At 55.8% G+C, this 13,226-nt stretch carries 13 protein-coding genes; 9 read left to right on the plus strand and 4 right to left on the minus strand.

Features of this window, described 5'->3' with window-relative positions:
- Positions 1-10: 10 nt before the first annotated feature.
- The 3 genes from MUU46_RS03240 to queD all read right to left on the minus strand — a co-directional run bounded on the left by MUU46_RS03240 (position 11) and on the right by queD (position 1,986).
- Positions 11-283 carry a ferredoxin family protein gene (locus MUU46_RS03240; protein ID WP_258964753.1) on the minus strand — a complete coding sequence of 91 codons (273 nt, stop codon included), beginning with the start codon at positions 281-283 and terminating at the stop codon, positions 11-13.
- Positions 274-1,542 carry an FAD-dependent oxidoreductase gene (locus tag MUU46_RS03245; protein ID WP_258964754.1) on the minus strand — a complete coding sequence of 423 codons (1,269 nt, stop codon included), beginning with the start codon at positions 1,540-1,542 and terminating at the stop codon, positions 274-276. The genes MUU46_RS03240 and MUU46_RS03245 overlap by 10 nt, the downstream gene beginning before the upstream one ends.
- Positions 1,543-1,623: 81 nt before the next feature.
- Entirely contained in the window at positions 1,624-1,986 is a 363-nt protein-coding gene (gene queD, locus MUU46_RS03250) for a 6-carboxytetrahydropterin synthase QueD (protein ID WP_258964755.1), read from the minus strand.
- A gap of 317 nt (positions 1,987-2,303) precedes the next feature.
- Between queD and cysJ the strand changes: the two genes are divergently transcribed.
- The 3 genes from cysJ to cysH all read left to right on the plus strand — a co-directional run bounded on the left by cysJ (position 2,304) and on the right by cysH (position 6,654).
- Positions 2,304-4,109 carry an NADPH-dependent assimilatory sulfite reductase flavoprotein subunit gene (cysJ, locus tag MUU46_RS03255; protein ID WP_258964756.1) on the plus strand — a complete coding sequence of 602 codons (1,806 nt, stop codon included), beginning with the start codon at positions 2,304-2,306 and terminating at the stop codon, positions 4,107-4,109.
- Complete coding sequence (cysI, locus tag MUU46_RS03260) at positions 4,109-5,821, plus strand: assimilatory sulfite reductase (NADPH) hemoprotein subunit (protein ID WP_258964757.1); 1,713 nt, start codon at positions 4,109-4,111, stop codon at positions 5,819-5,821. Before cysJ ends, cysI begins: the two co-directional genes overlap by 1 nt.
- A gap of 98 nt (positions 5,822-5,919) precedes the next feature.
- Positions 5,920-6,654, plus strand: a complete 735-nt coding sequence (gene cysH, locus MUU46_RS03265) for a phosphoadenosine phosphosulfate reductase (protein ID WP_159758276.1) — start codon at positions 5,920-5,922, stop codon at positions 6,652-6,654.
- 38 nt (positions 6,655-6,692) lie between these two features.
- Here the strand turns inward: cysH and MUU46_RS03270 are convergent, their stop codons facing one another.
- Complete coding sequence (locus tag MUU46_RS03270; protein ID WP_258964758.1) at positions 6,693-7,745, minus strand: aminopeptidase; 1,053 nt, start codon at positions 7,743-7,745, stop codon at positions 6,693-6,695.
- Between the two features lie 236 nt (positions 7,746-7,981).
- Here MUU46_RS03270 and cysG point away from each other — a divergent pair, with 236 nt between their 5' ends.
- The 6 genes from cysG (at position 7,982) to ftsB (ending at position 13,218) form a co-directional block, all read left to right on the plus strand.
- Complete coding sequence (gene cysG / locus MUU46_RS03275; protein WP_509908877.1) at positions 7,982-9,397, plus strand: siroheme synthase CysG; 1,416 nt, start codon at positions 7,982-7,984, stop codon at positions 9,395-9,397.
- A gap of 23 nt (positions 9,398-9,420) precedes the next feature.
- Positions 9,421-10,329 carry a sulfate adenylyltransferase subunit CysD gene (gene cysD, locus MUU46_RS03280; protein ID WP_258964759.1) on the plus strand — a complete coding sequence of 303 codons (909 nt, stop codon included), beginning with the start codon at positions 9,421-9,423 and terminating at the stop codon, positions 10,327-10,329.
- Positions 10,330-10,338: 9 nt separating this feature from the next.
- A complete protein-coding gene (gene cysN, locus MUU46_RS03285) occupies positions 10,339-11,769 on the plus strand; it encodes a sulfate adenylyltransferase subunit CysN (RefSeq protein ID WP_159758270.1) in 1,431 nt (476 codons plus the stop codon).
- Positions 11,769-12,374, plus strand: a complete 606-nt coding sequence (cysC, locus tag MUU46_RS03290) for an adenylyl-sulfate kinase (protein WP_159758268.1) — start codon at positions 11,769-11,771, stop codon at positions 12,372-12,374. The genes cysN and cysC overlap by 1 nt, the downstream gene beginning before the upstream one ends.
- Positions 12,375-12,416: 42 nt before the next feature.
- Entirely contained in the window at positions 12,417-12,743 is a 327-nt protein-coding gene (locus tag MUU46_RS03295; protein WP_159758266.1) for a DUF3561 family protein, read from the plus strand.
- Positions 12,744-12,894: 151 nt separating this feature from the next.
- The gene (gene ftsB, locus MUU46_RS03300) at positions 12,895-13,218 is read left to right on the plus strand and encodes a cell division protein FtsB (RefSeq protein ID WP_159758264.1); all 324 of its coding nucleotides are present in this window, start codon (positions 12,895-12,897) and stop codon (positions 13,216-13,218) included.
- Positions 13,219-13,226: the final 8 nt, after the last annotated feature.

The raw sequence follows: 13,226 nt of genomic DNA on the forward strand, positions 1-13,226 counted from the left end.
CTTAGATGAATTAGCCAAAACGCAGGGTAATGCCAGCGCCCGAAGGTGGATAGCGCCACGATTGCAGAATGTCGCTGCCTGCGATAAGCCGACAGCAGCCACATTCCAGGCAGTTCTCAAAATGCACTTTTACCCTGCCATTTGCGTCGCGTTGAAACAACCCGGCAGGGCAAACTTTTTCCAGCAGCGCAGCCTGCTCATCGCTGAGCAATTGCCGGAGCTCAATATGTGCGTCGTCGGCAGGATGATAGCCATTCCGGGCCAGGCTTTCGTTTACAGGCATCTCAGGCTCCTCATGATATCTGCGCTCAGGCGCGCATAACCGAAGCGTCGCCCATGATGCAGCAAAATGCGCCACAGCGGCGGATTCACGCTGGCCTCGGCCCGTGTAAGATCGGTCATCACCGCATGAACGAATTCAGGCCATTGGTGATACCCACTTTCTCGCTGCAATAGTGCGGGAACGTCGCGGTAGCGCTGAAGCAGCGGCCATAGCGCGTTACGCTGCAGCGCGCTATCGAACAACGTTTGCAGCGGTTTCTCTGGCTGCTGAAAATGTGCGGTCAGGGCCTGGCTTGCCGCCGTCGCGCTAAGGACGGCGGTATCCATACCCCGGACCGTCACGCCGGTATTAATGCAGGTGCGCAGGGCATCACCGACCAGCAACCAGCCTTCTCCGGCCCGCTGCAACGGCACGCTGTTCAGACCGCCTTCCGGAACCAGATGCGCCGCGTACTCCAGCGTTTCAGCACCACGAATCAGCGGGCGAATCATCGGGTGCAGTTTCAGTTTGGCCAGCAGCGAAGAGGCCGTTCCCGGGCCGTTTTGCAGTGAGGCCAGCGGCGCAACAATACCCAACGACAGCGACTGTTGCTGGGTATAAAGGAATGCTCCGGCCGGTCTGGTGCCACACATGTGCCCGCTGAACAGCCAGGCCGCGCCTTCGTCATCTTCAAGATGGAAGCGTTCCTGCAACCGCGATTTGTCGAGCGATAGCGTTTCTTTAATGCCCAGCGCCATGTTTTCCAGAGTCGGGCGCGGAGTGAGATTGTGCTGTTCAGCCAGTAAGCTGTTGGCACCTTCGGCCAGCACCACCACTTTTGCCCGCAACACTTCGCTCTCGCACCGCACGCCTCTGATGTGGCCCTTTTCGCGATGCAAAGCGTCCACCGTGACACCGCAGAGCAGTTGCACACCCGCCGCTTCAGCCTGAGCTGCAAGCCACGGATCGAATCGTGCACGTAATACGCTCCACGACGGGCTCAGCGGATGTTGACTGCTCAAGGTGGTGCCGCTGGTGGCGGTCAATAACGAAAAATGTTCGTGAGTGATGCGCCGCTCAAGCGGAGCCGAAAGATGAAAATCAGGAAGGATATTGTCGAGCGCGTAGCTGTAGAGCCTGCCGCCAGAGAGGTTTTTGCTGCCGGGTTGTTCGCCGCGTTCGACAAGCAGAACCGATAATCCCGCACGCGCACAGAGCAGGGCGCAGGTCGAACCTGCTATCCCTGCGCCAATGATAATAAGATCAAAATCTTCCGCCACCCTGCGCTCCTTTTCCTGAGAACGCATAACCCTAACATGGCGGAATTAAACAGAATCAGACCCCTGCCGCAAAGGCAGAAATCACTCGCCGCGATAGACGCAGCCAGCAGTACAGGTTTCTTTGATGGTGATGGCGCTCAGCAGCGGAACGAGCGGCTTCATCTGATCCCAAATCCACTTGGCCAGCACTTCGCTGGTCGGGTTTTCGAGGCCCGGGATATCGTTCAGATAATAGTGATCGAGGCGATCGTAGGTCGGTTTGAACGCCGCTTTCAGTTCGGAAAAATCCATGATCCAGCCCGTGTGCGGATCCACCTCGCCGGTAATTTCCAGACGGACCATAAAGGAGTGTCCGTGCAGGCGACCGCACTTGTGGCCTTCCGGCACATGCGGCAGGTGGTGAGCAGCTTCAAACATGAAATCTTTAAACAGGGTGGTGGACATCGTTAACTCTCGAAAATGCGGAAAAAACCGGCGAATCTTACAGCAAAGTACCTTTTTTCGCATTAACTAAAACCGCCATTAACGGTGAGGGCGTAAGTGGGGGACGAAGGCCGCTGAAAAACACTTATAAATCATAATATTAATTAACCTGTTTTGCCGATAGTTATGACAACTAAAAGCGGTTAGTCCATTTGGTTATTTATTATTTCCAACCCTTATTTAGTGGTTATTATTGCCACCGTTACCCTTGACCAGAATCGAACTCTCTTTTCTGTTTTTGCATGTAAAACAGCTTTGCTACTGGAACATAACGACGCATGACGACACAGGCCCCACCTTCCGCTTTGCTTCCGCTGAACCCGGAGCAACTGGCACGCCTGCAGGCGGCCACCACCGATCTTTCACCGACCCAGCTTGCCTGGGTTTCTGGTTATTTCTGGGGCATGCTCAATCAGCAGCCGGGCAGCGTGATGACCGCCGCGCCTGCCGCCGTTGAAGCGCCAGCCATTACCCTGATTTCTGCATCGCAAACCGGCAACGCCAGGCGCGTGGCTGAACAGCTGCGTGACGATCTGCTGGCAGCAAAACTGAACGTAAAGCTGGTGAACGCGGGCGACTATAAATTCAAACAAATCGCCCAGGAAAAACTGCTGGTTGTGGTGACGTCCACGCAAGGCGAAGGCGAACCGCCGGAAGAGGCCGTGGCGCTGCACAAATTCCTGTTCTCGAAAAAAGCGCCGAAGCTTAACGGCACCGCCTTTGCGGTATTTGGCCTCGGCGACACATCCTACGAATTCTTCTGCCAGTCGGGTAAAGACGTTGACAGCAAGCTGGCCGAACTGGGTGGTGAACGCCTGCTGGATCGCGTCGATACCGACGTGGAATATCAACCCGCGGCAGCGGAGTGGCGTGAACGCATCGTCGAGGTGCTGAAAGCACGTGCGCCGAAAGAGACGCCAGCCCAGGCTGTCGCTTCGGCAACCGGCGTGGTGAATGACATACACTCCAGCCCGTATACTAAAGAAGCGCCGCTGACCGCGTCTCTTGCCGTAAACCAGAAAATCACCGGTCGTGATTCTGAAAAAGACGTGCGCCATATTGAAATCGATCTGGCAGATTCCGGTCTGCGTTATCAGCCGGGTGATGCGCTCGGTGTCTGGTATCAGAACGATCCGGCGCTGGTGAAAGAGCTGGCAGAGTTGGTGTGGCTGAAAGGTGATGAGCCCGTGACCGTCAACGGCCAGACTTTGCCATTGAGCGAAGCGCTGGAATGGCACACTGAGCTGACGGTAAACACCGCCAATATCGTGGAAAACTACGCCACTCTGACCCGCAGCGAATCACTGCTGCCGCTGGTGGGCGACAAAGCCAAACTGCAGCATTACGCCGCGACCACGCCGATTGTCGATATGGTGCGTTTCTCGCCAGCCCAGCTGGACGCTGACGCCTTAATCGGTCTGCTGCGTCCGCTGACGCCACGTCTGTACTCCATTGCCTCGTCGCAGGCCGAAGTCGAAACCGAAGTGCACATCACCGTCGGTGCCGTGCGCTTTGATATCGAAGGCCGCGCGCGTACCGGTGGCGCATCCGGCTTCCTCGCCGACCGCGTAGAAGAAGACGGGGAAATCCGCGTTTTCATCGAGCATAACGACAATTTCCGCCTGCCCGCGAACCCGGAAACGCCGGTTATCATGATTGGTCCTGGCACTGGCATCGCGCCGTTCCGCGCCTTCATGCAGCAGCGTGCGGTGGACGGTGCGGAAGGTAAAAACTGGCTGTTCTTCGGCAACCCACATTTCACCGACGACTTCCTGTATCAGGTGGAATGGCAACGCTATGTTAAAGAAGGCGTCCTGACTAAAATCGACCTGGCCTGGTCCCGGGATCAAAAAGAAAAAGTCTATGTCCAGGACAAACTGCGCGAACAGGGCGCAGAGCTGTGGCGCTGGATTAATGACGGTGCCCACATTTATGTCTGCGGCGACGCCAATCGCATGGCGAAAGACGTTGAGCAGGCTTTGCTGGAAGTGATTGCCGAGTTCGGTGCGATGGATACCGAAACGGCAGATGAATATTTAAGTGAGCTGCGCGTTGAGCGCCGTTATCAGCGAGATGTCTACTAATGAGCGAAAAACATCCCGGCCCTTTAGTGGTCGAAGGTAAGCTGTCCGACGCCGAGCGTCTGAAGAAAGAGAGCAATTATCTGCGCGGTACCATCGCGGAAGATTTGCATGAAGGCCTGACGGGCGGCTTCAACGGCGATAACTTTCTGCTGATCCGCTTTCACGGCATGTATCAGCAGGATGACCGCGATATTCGTGCCGAACGCGCTGAGCAAAAACTCGAGCCGCGCCATGCGATGATGCTGCGCTGCCGCCTGCCAGGGGGGATTATCACCACCAGACAGTGGCAGTCGATCGACACGTTCGCCGAAAACAACACGATTTACGGCAGCATCCGTTTGACCAACCGCCAGACGTTCCAGTTTCACGGCATTCTGAAAAAGAACGTCAAACCGGCGCACCAGATGCTGCACGAAGTGGGCTTAGACGCGCTGGCGACCGCCAATGACGTTAACCGTAACGTGCTCTGCACCTCGAACCCGATTGAGTCTGAACTGCACGCGGAAGCGTACGAGTGGGCGAAAAAACTGTCAGAACACCTGCTGCCGCGCACCCGTGCGTACGCCGAAATCTGGCACGACCAGGAAAAAGTCGCGACCACTGACGAAGAGCCGATCCTCGGTGAAACGTATCTGCCGCGTAAATTCAAAACCACGGTGGTTATTCCGCCGCAGAATGACGTCGACCTGCACGCCAACGACCTGAACTTTGTCGCAGTGGCAGAAAACGGCAAACTGGTGGGCTTTAACCTGCTGGTGGGCGGTGGATTGTCTATCGATCACGGTAACAAGAAAACCTACGCCCGCACCGCGAGCGAATTTGGTTTCCTGCCGCTTGAGCACACGCTGGCGGTAGCCGAAGCGGTGTTGACAACGCAGCGTGACTGGGGTAACCGTACCGACAGGAAAAACGCCAAAACCAAATACACCCTGGAGCGCGTTGGCGTTGAGGTGTTCAAAGCAGAAGTGGAACGTCGCGCGGGCATGACCTTCGCGCCGATTCGTCCGTACGAATTTACCGGCCGCGGCGACCGCATCGGTTGGGTAAAAGGCATCGACAAGAAATGGCACCTGACGCTGTTTATTGAGAATGGCCGTATTTTGGATTACCCGGACCGTCCGCTGAAAACGGGTCTGCTGGAGATTGCTAAGATCCATAAAGGCGATTTCCGTCTGACCGCCAACCAGAACCTGATTGTGGCGGGCGTACCGGAAAGCGAAAAAGCGAAGATTGAGAAACTCGCGCAGGAACACGGTTTGATGGACGCGGTGAAACCGCAGCGTGAAAACTCTATGGCCTGCGTGTCGTTCCCAACCTGTCCGCTGGCGATGGCCGAAGCCGAACGCTTCCTGCCGTCATTCGTCGACAAAGTGGAAGCAGTGATGGAACGTCACGGTGTAGGCGATGAGCATATCGTCCTGCGAGTTACCGGCTGCCCGAATGGCTGTGGTCGTGCTCTGCTGGCTGAACTGGGTCTGGTGGGTAAAGCGCCTGGACGTTACAACCTGCATCTTGGCGGCAACCGCATGGGGACGCGGATCCCCCGGATGTATCGCGAGAACATCACCGAATCGGAAATTCTCGATTCGATTGATGAGCTGGTAGGGCGCTGGTCCAAAGAACGCGAAGCCGACGAAGGCTTTGGTGATTTCACCGTGCGTGCAGGGATCATCCGTCCGGTTCTCGATCCGGCCCGGGATTTCTGGGAATAACGTTTTAATGCCCGGTGGCACTGTGCTTACCGGGTTTACCGGTTTTGTAGGCCGGGCAAACACAGTGTCGCCCGGCAAAACAGGCAAATGAGGTGTCTATGTCCATACTCAATCTGAATGCGCTTAACGCACTGCCAAAAGTCGAGCGTGTGCTCGCGCTGGCGGAAACCAACGGTCAGCTGGAGAAACTGAGCGCGGAAGAGCGCGTGGCCTGGGCGCTGGAAAATCTGCCGGGTGAATACGTACTCTCGTCGAGCTTTGGTATCCAGGCGGCGGTAAGCCTGCATCTGGTGAATCAGTTGCGCCCGGATATCCCGGTTATCCTCACGGACACCGGTTATCTGTTCCCGGAAACTTACCAGTTTATCGATGAGTTGACCGATAAGCTCAAACTCAACCTCAAGATTTACCGTGCAGAACAAAGCCCGGCGTGGCAGGAAGCTCGCTATGGCAAGCTGTGGGAGCAGGGCGTTGAGGGCATCGAGAAATACAACGAAATCAATAAAGTCGAGCCGATGAATCGTGCTCTGGAAGAGTTGAACGGTCAAACCTGGTTTGCAGGCCTGCGCCGAGAACAGTCCGGCAGTCGGGCAAATTTACCGGTGCTGGCTATTCAGCGTGGGGTGTTTAAAATTCTGCCGATTATCGACTGGGATAACCGCACGGTTTACCAGTACCTGCAAAAACATGGCCTGAAATATCATCCGCTGTGGGATGAGGGCTACCTCTCCGTCGGTGACACCCATACCTCCCGTAAATGGGAGCCGGGCATGGCAGAAGAAGAAACGCGCTTCTTTGGCCTGAAACGGGAATGTGGATTGCACGAAGGGTAATAAAGAACCGATGGCAGCGATGCCACCGGATAATCAGATTACGCTTTGCCTGCTTTCCCCGCCTTCGCCAGTTCCTTCACCAGCGGTAGCAAGATTTTTACGACGTCGCGGCCGCGGCGCTCGATGCGGCCAGGCAGCGCTTTGTCGATGTATTGCAGGTTGTCGAGACGCACGTTATGCCAGCTGGTGCCATCCGGGAAGGAGCGGGATTTCGCCCGCTGCTGAAAACCATCTTTTTTGCCGAGTGACCAGTTGGTAGCTTCGACGGAAAGGACCGGGATCCCCGCGTTATCAAACACCTCTGCGTCGTTACAGCAACCCGTGCCTTTCGGATAGTTGGCGTTCAGACCCGGATTGATAGCCGCCTGAATGCCGTGGTTGCGGGCGATGCTGAGTGCGCGATCTCGGGTCAGTTTACGCACCGAGGCTGGTGTTGATTTTCCACTATTGAAATAGAGTTTGTCGCCCACCACCAGATTATCGAGGTTGATAACCAGAAGCGTGTTTTTCCTTTCTGCGGTACTCATGCGCTGCAGCAGGTTGTCTGCGCCCAGTTTGCCTTCCTCTTCACCGCTGGTGGCGATAAAGCGGATGCTGTACTCGGTAGGAATATTTTTTAAACGTTCCGCCAGTTCCAGCATTACGCCCACGCCCATCGCGTTATCGTCGATGCCTTGCAGCGTCAGGCCGCCGAGATTATTTTCGACATCCGCATCACTGTGCGGCGCGTAAGTGTCGAGATGCGCCATGACGATAATTTGCTGGCTGGCTTTGCCTTCATGCGCGGCGATAACCGTGCTGCCGGTGATTTTGTGCCAGTTTTGGCGCTTATCTTTAGGGGTGTAAAGATAGCGGCTGTTAAAGGTGCGAATATCGCTTTCATAACCCATCTGCGCAAACTGCTGGCGCACGTAATCCGCTGAGAGCATTTCAGCCGGGCTGCCGGTCATGCGACCGGGAAAATAAGTGGCGATATAACGGGCTTGCTGGTTGGCAATGGCGCCGGTGGGCGTCGTTGCGGCAAAGGCAGACGCCGTAAAGCATGCGCCTAACGCCAGAGGAACAAGGCGGCGGCACAAGGCGGAAAACATAGTGTGTCCTTACAATGGGGATCAAATAATCACGGCATAGTATGAAACTGTGACCGGGCTAACACAATTTCAAATCTTCCTAAAGTGGCGAAATATCGCGCGTTAAGCACTTTTTGGCATTTGTATTTTCGGGTTGTTATTCCATTGCGGAACTACTCATTCCTTTTCGTAATTTCATTTGCTCAGAGCCTCCCCCTATAGTCCCCCTATGTTGAATGTGAATGAGTTGTAGCGCCGTGGACTATTTGCCTCTTTTTGCTTCCCTGAAAAACCGTCCGGTTCTGGTTATCGGCGGGGGCGATATTGCTGCCCGAAAAATCCTGCTGTTACGGCGGGCCGAGGCAAATGTGCGCGTCGTCGCGCAACAACTCTCCCCTGAACTGGCCGAACTGGCCAATCAGCAGTCTATTGAATGGCTGGCGACCGAGTTCGACGACGCGCAGATAGACCCGGTGTTTTTGGTGATTGCCGCTACTGATGACAGCGAACTTAACCAGCGAGTCTTTGAGGCGGCGAATGCCCGTCAGCGCCTGGTGAACGTGGTTGATAATCAGCCGCTGTGCTCCTTTGTGTTCCCGTCAATCGTCGATCGCTCTCCACTGTTGGTGGCGATTTCCTCCAGCGGAACGGCGCCTGTGCTGGCGCGTCTGCTGCGCGAAAAAATCGAAGCATTGTTGCCGACTAACCTCGGGCGTATGGCGCAGGCAGCGAGCTACTGGCGACATCATATTCAAACGCGTTTGCACACCACGGCCGAACGCCGTCGTTTTTGGGAACGCGTGTTTACCGGACGTTTTGCCAGCCTGATGGTAGCGGGCAATGAAGCCGCGGCCCAGCAGGCGCTAGAAGATGAGCTGAATCAGCCTGAACGCCAGATCGGTGAAATCGTGCTGGTGGGGGCAGGACCGGGCGATGCTGGCCTGCTGACGCTACGCGGTTTGCAGGTTCTCCAGCAGGCCGACGTGGTGTTTTATGATCATCTGGTCAGTGAAGGCGTGCGTGAGCTGGTGCGCCGCGACGCGGAGTTGATTTGCGTAGGCAAGCGGGCGGGCACCCATAGCGTGCCTCAGCATGAAACCAACCGTTTGTTGGTGGAAGCGGCGCTGGCAGGCAAAAACGTGGTGCGCTTGAAAGGCGGTGACCCGTTTATTTTTGGTCGCGGCGGCGAAGAATTACAGGCCGCAGCTGAAGCGGGCATACCTTTCCAGGTGGTACCGGGCGTGACCGCCGCGGCAGGCGCCACGGCCTACGCGGGTATTCCGCTAACCCATCGCGATTACGCCCAAAGCGTGACCTTTGTTACCGGACATTACAAAGCCGACAGCACCCCGTTTGACTGGGCGCACCTGGCGCAAAGTCGTCAGACCCTGGCGATTTACATGGGCACCATGAAGGCCGCCGAGATAAGCCAACAGCTCATCGCCCACGGTCGTGACAGTCAGACCCCGGTGGCCGTTATCAGCTGCGGTACGCGCGCTGATCAGCAGGTGACCGTCGGCACATTACAACAACTCGAAAGCCTCGCGAAAGACGCCCCGATGCCAGCGCTGCTGGTGGTGGGTGAGGTGGTGCAGTTGCATCATCAGCTCGCCTGGTTTCAACACACAACAGACACTGAGGGGTTTAACTCTTCAGTGGTGAATCTGGCTTAGATCTGGCCTTATAAGGAACGGTTATGGACCATAAACGACTCACTCACCTGCGGCAGCTGGAAGCGGAAAGCATCCACATTATCCGCGAAGTGGCGGCTGAATTTTCCAATCCGGTGATGATGTATTCCATCGGTAAAGATTCCAGCGTGATGCTGCATCTGGCGCGTAAAGCCTTTTATCCGGGCACGCTGCCGTTCCCGCTGCTACACGTGGACACCGGCTGGAAATTCCGTGAGATGTACGAGTTCCGTGACCGGACCGCTAAAGCCTACGGCTGCGAACTGCTGGTGCATAAAAATCCGGAAGGCGTGGCGATGGGCATTAACCCGTTCGTTCACGGCAGCGCTAAACACACCGACATCATGAAAACCGAAGGCCTAAAACAGGCGCTGAACAAATACGGTTTTGACGCCGCGTTCGGTGGGGCCCGTCGTGATGAAGAGAAATCCCGCGCCAAAGAGCGTATTTACTCTTTCCGCGATCGTTTCCACCGCTGGGATCCGAAAAACCAGCGTCCGGAACTGTGGCACAACTACAACGGCCAGATTAATAAAGGCGAAAGTATCCGCGTATTCCCGCTCTCCAACTGGACCGAGCTGGATATCTGGCAGTACATCTATCTGGAAAATATTGAAATCGTTCCGTTGTATCTGGCGGCTCCTCGCCCGGTACTGGAGCGCGATGGCATGCTGATGATGATCGACGACGATCGTATTAATCTTCAGCCTGGCGAAGAGATCAAACAGCAGATGGTGCGTTTCCGTACCCTCGGCTGCTGGCCGCTGACCGGTGCGGTGGAATCGAACGCGCAGACATTACCAGAAATTATTGAAGAGATGCTGGTGTCCACTACCAGTGAACGACAAGGCCGCATGATCGACCGCGACCAGGCAGGCTCCATGGAGCTGAAGAAACGCCAGGGTTATTTCTAAGGAGCCGCCATGAACACAACGATTGCACAACAAATTGCCGACGAAGGCGGCGTGGAAGCGTATCTGCACGCCCAGCAACACAAGAGCCTGCTGCGTTTCCTGACCTGCGGCAGCGTGGATGACGGCAAAAGCACCCTGATTGGTCGCCTGTTGCACGATACCCGCCAGATTTACGAAGATCAGCTGTCTTCACTGCACAATGACAGTAAGCGTCATGGTACGCAGGGTGAGAAACTCGACCTGGCGCTGCTGGTGGATGGCTTGCAGGCCGAGCGTGAGCAGGGCATCACCATTGACGTGGCGTACCGTTATTTCTCCACTGAGAAGCGCAAATTTATTATTGCCGACACGCCGGGCCACGAGCAGTACACCCGCAACATGGCGACCGGTGCATCTACCTGTGATCTGGCGATCCTGCTGATGGACGCGCGAAAAGGCGTGCTCGATCAGACCCGTCGTCATAGCTTTATTGCCACGCTACTGGGCATTAAGCATCTGGTGGTGGCGGTGAACAAAATGGATATCGTCAACTACAGCGAAGAGACGTTTAACGAAATTCGTGAAGCTTATCTGACGTTTGCCGGGCAGTTGCCGGGTGAGCTGGATATCCGTTTTGTGCCATTGTCTGCCCTTGAAGGTGACAACGTTGCCAGCCAGAGTGCAAACATGCCGTGGTACAGCGGCCCAACGCTGCTGGAAGTGCTGGAAACGGTTGAGATCAAGCGCACGGTTGAAAGCCAGCCGCTGCGTTTCCCGGTGCAGTACGTGAACCGACCAAACCTTGATTTCCGTGGCTACGCGGGCACCCTGGCGTCCGGCACGGTCAGCGTCGGTCAGCGCGTGAAAGTTCTGCCATCGGGCGTGGAATCTGCCGTTGCGCGAATTGTGACCTTTGACGGTGACTTGCCGGAAGCCGCTGCGGGTGAAGCCATCACCCTGGTGTTGAAGGATGAAATTGATATCAGCCGCGGTGATCTGCTGGTCGACGTGAACGAAACGCTGCCTGCGGTGCAGAGCGCCAGCGTGGACGTGGTATGGATGGCGGAACAGCCGCTCCAGCCGGGCCAGAGCTATGAAATTAAAATTGCCGGGAAGAAAACGCGTGTGCGTATCAACCGGGTTCAGTATCAGGTGGATATCAACAACTTGACCCAGCGTGAGGTGGAGAATCTGCCGCTGAACGGGATCGGGCTGGTGGATGTCACCTTTGACGAACCGCTGGTGCTCGACAAATATCAGCATAATCCGGTGACGGGCGGGCTTATCTTCATCGATCGTCTGACTAACGTGACCGTCGGTGCAGGTATGGTGCGCGAGCCGCAGCAGGAAACGGCCGTTGCGGGCAGCAGCGATTTTAGTGCCTTTGAACTCGAACTGAATGCGCTGGTGCGCAAACACTTCCCACACTGGGGCGCACGCGACCTGCTGGGAGGCAAGTAATGGCGCAGCATGACGAAAACGTCGTCTGGCACCCGCATCCTGTAACGCAAGAGCAGCGCGAACAACTCCACGGTCACCGTGGGGTTGTGCTGTGGTTTACCGGGCTTTCGGGCTCGGGTAAATCGACGGTAGCGGGCGCTCTGGAAGAGGCGCTGCATCAGCATGGCGTCAGCACCTATTTGCTGGATGGCGATAACGTTCGCCACGGCCTGTGCAGCGATTTGGGCTTCAGCGATGACGAACGCAAAGAGAATATTCGTCGGGTAGGTGAAGTGGCGAACCTGATGGTAGATGCGGGTCTGGTGGTGTTGACGGCCTTTATTTCGCCGCACCGTGCTGAAAGGCAGATGGTGCGTGACAGGGTCGGCGCTGGTCGGTTTGTGGAAGTGTTCGTCGACACGCCGCTGTCGGTGTGTGAAACCCGCGACCCGAAGGGGCTGTATAAAAAAGCCCGCGCGGGTGAACTGCGCAATTTCACCGGTATTGATTCGGTTTACGAAGCGCCGGAAAAGGCCGAAATTCATCTTGATGGCGAACAATTGGTAACAAATTTGGTTAACCAATTATTAGACCTGCTGAGACAGGGCGATATTATCAGATCCTGAGACCAGGCCGGTCTTCCGGCTAGTCAGGAAACAGGATTTGATATGCGCAATACCCAGAACATTACCATTACTCGTACAGAGCCCATGAGTATCGAAACCGAAGAGACCACCTGGTCTTTATCCGGTGCGGTCGTGGGTTTTGTTGCATGGCTATTGGCGCTGGGCATTCCTTTTTTGTTTTACGGCAGCAACACGCTGTTCTTCTTCCTCTACACCTGGCCTTTCTTCCTGGCGCTGCTGCCCGTCTCCGTCGTTATCGGCATTGCGCTGCATTCGCTGATGAACGGCAAACTCCTCTACAGTATTGTGGTGACACTGATAACAGTCGCGGCGCTATTTGGCCTGCTGTTCCTGTGGCTGCTGGGTTAGTCGTGGGCGGAAGTACGTTCGTTTCTATTGAGGCCTACGACTCAACGGGCAAAATGTGGTACATTCCCCGCGATATGCGGCATCGTCCGCAGGCCAGGGTAGAGCACTCCGGCAAGTTATGGGATGATGATGCCGTTTTTCAGGGGGCAGGATGGGTAAATTAACGCTGCTGTTGCTGGCATTGCTGGTCTGGCTACAGTACTCGCTGTGGTTCGGCAAGAACGGTCTTCATGACTACAGTCGCGTCAACGATGACGTGGCGGCTCAGCAGGCAACAAACGGCAAACTTAAAGCGCGCAACGATCAGCTTTTCGCCGAAATTGACGATCTCAACGGCGGTCAGGAAGCTATCGAAGAACGCGCTCGCAACGAACTCAGCATGACTCGACCGGGCGAAACATTTTATCGTCTGGTGCCGGATGCGTCTAAACGCAATCAAGGGCAGAATCAGGGGTCGCGGCAGAACAATCAATAAACTCAAGC

The organism is Scandinavium tedordense, from assembly GCF_024764965.1.
Lineage (GTDB): Bacteria > Pseudomonadota > Gammaproteobacteria > Enterobacterales > Enterobacteriaceae > Scandinavium > Scandinavium tedordense.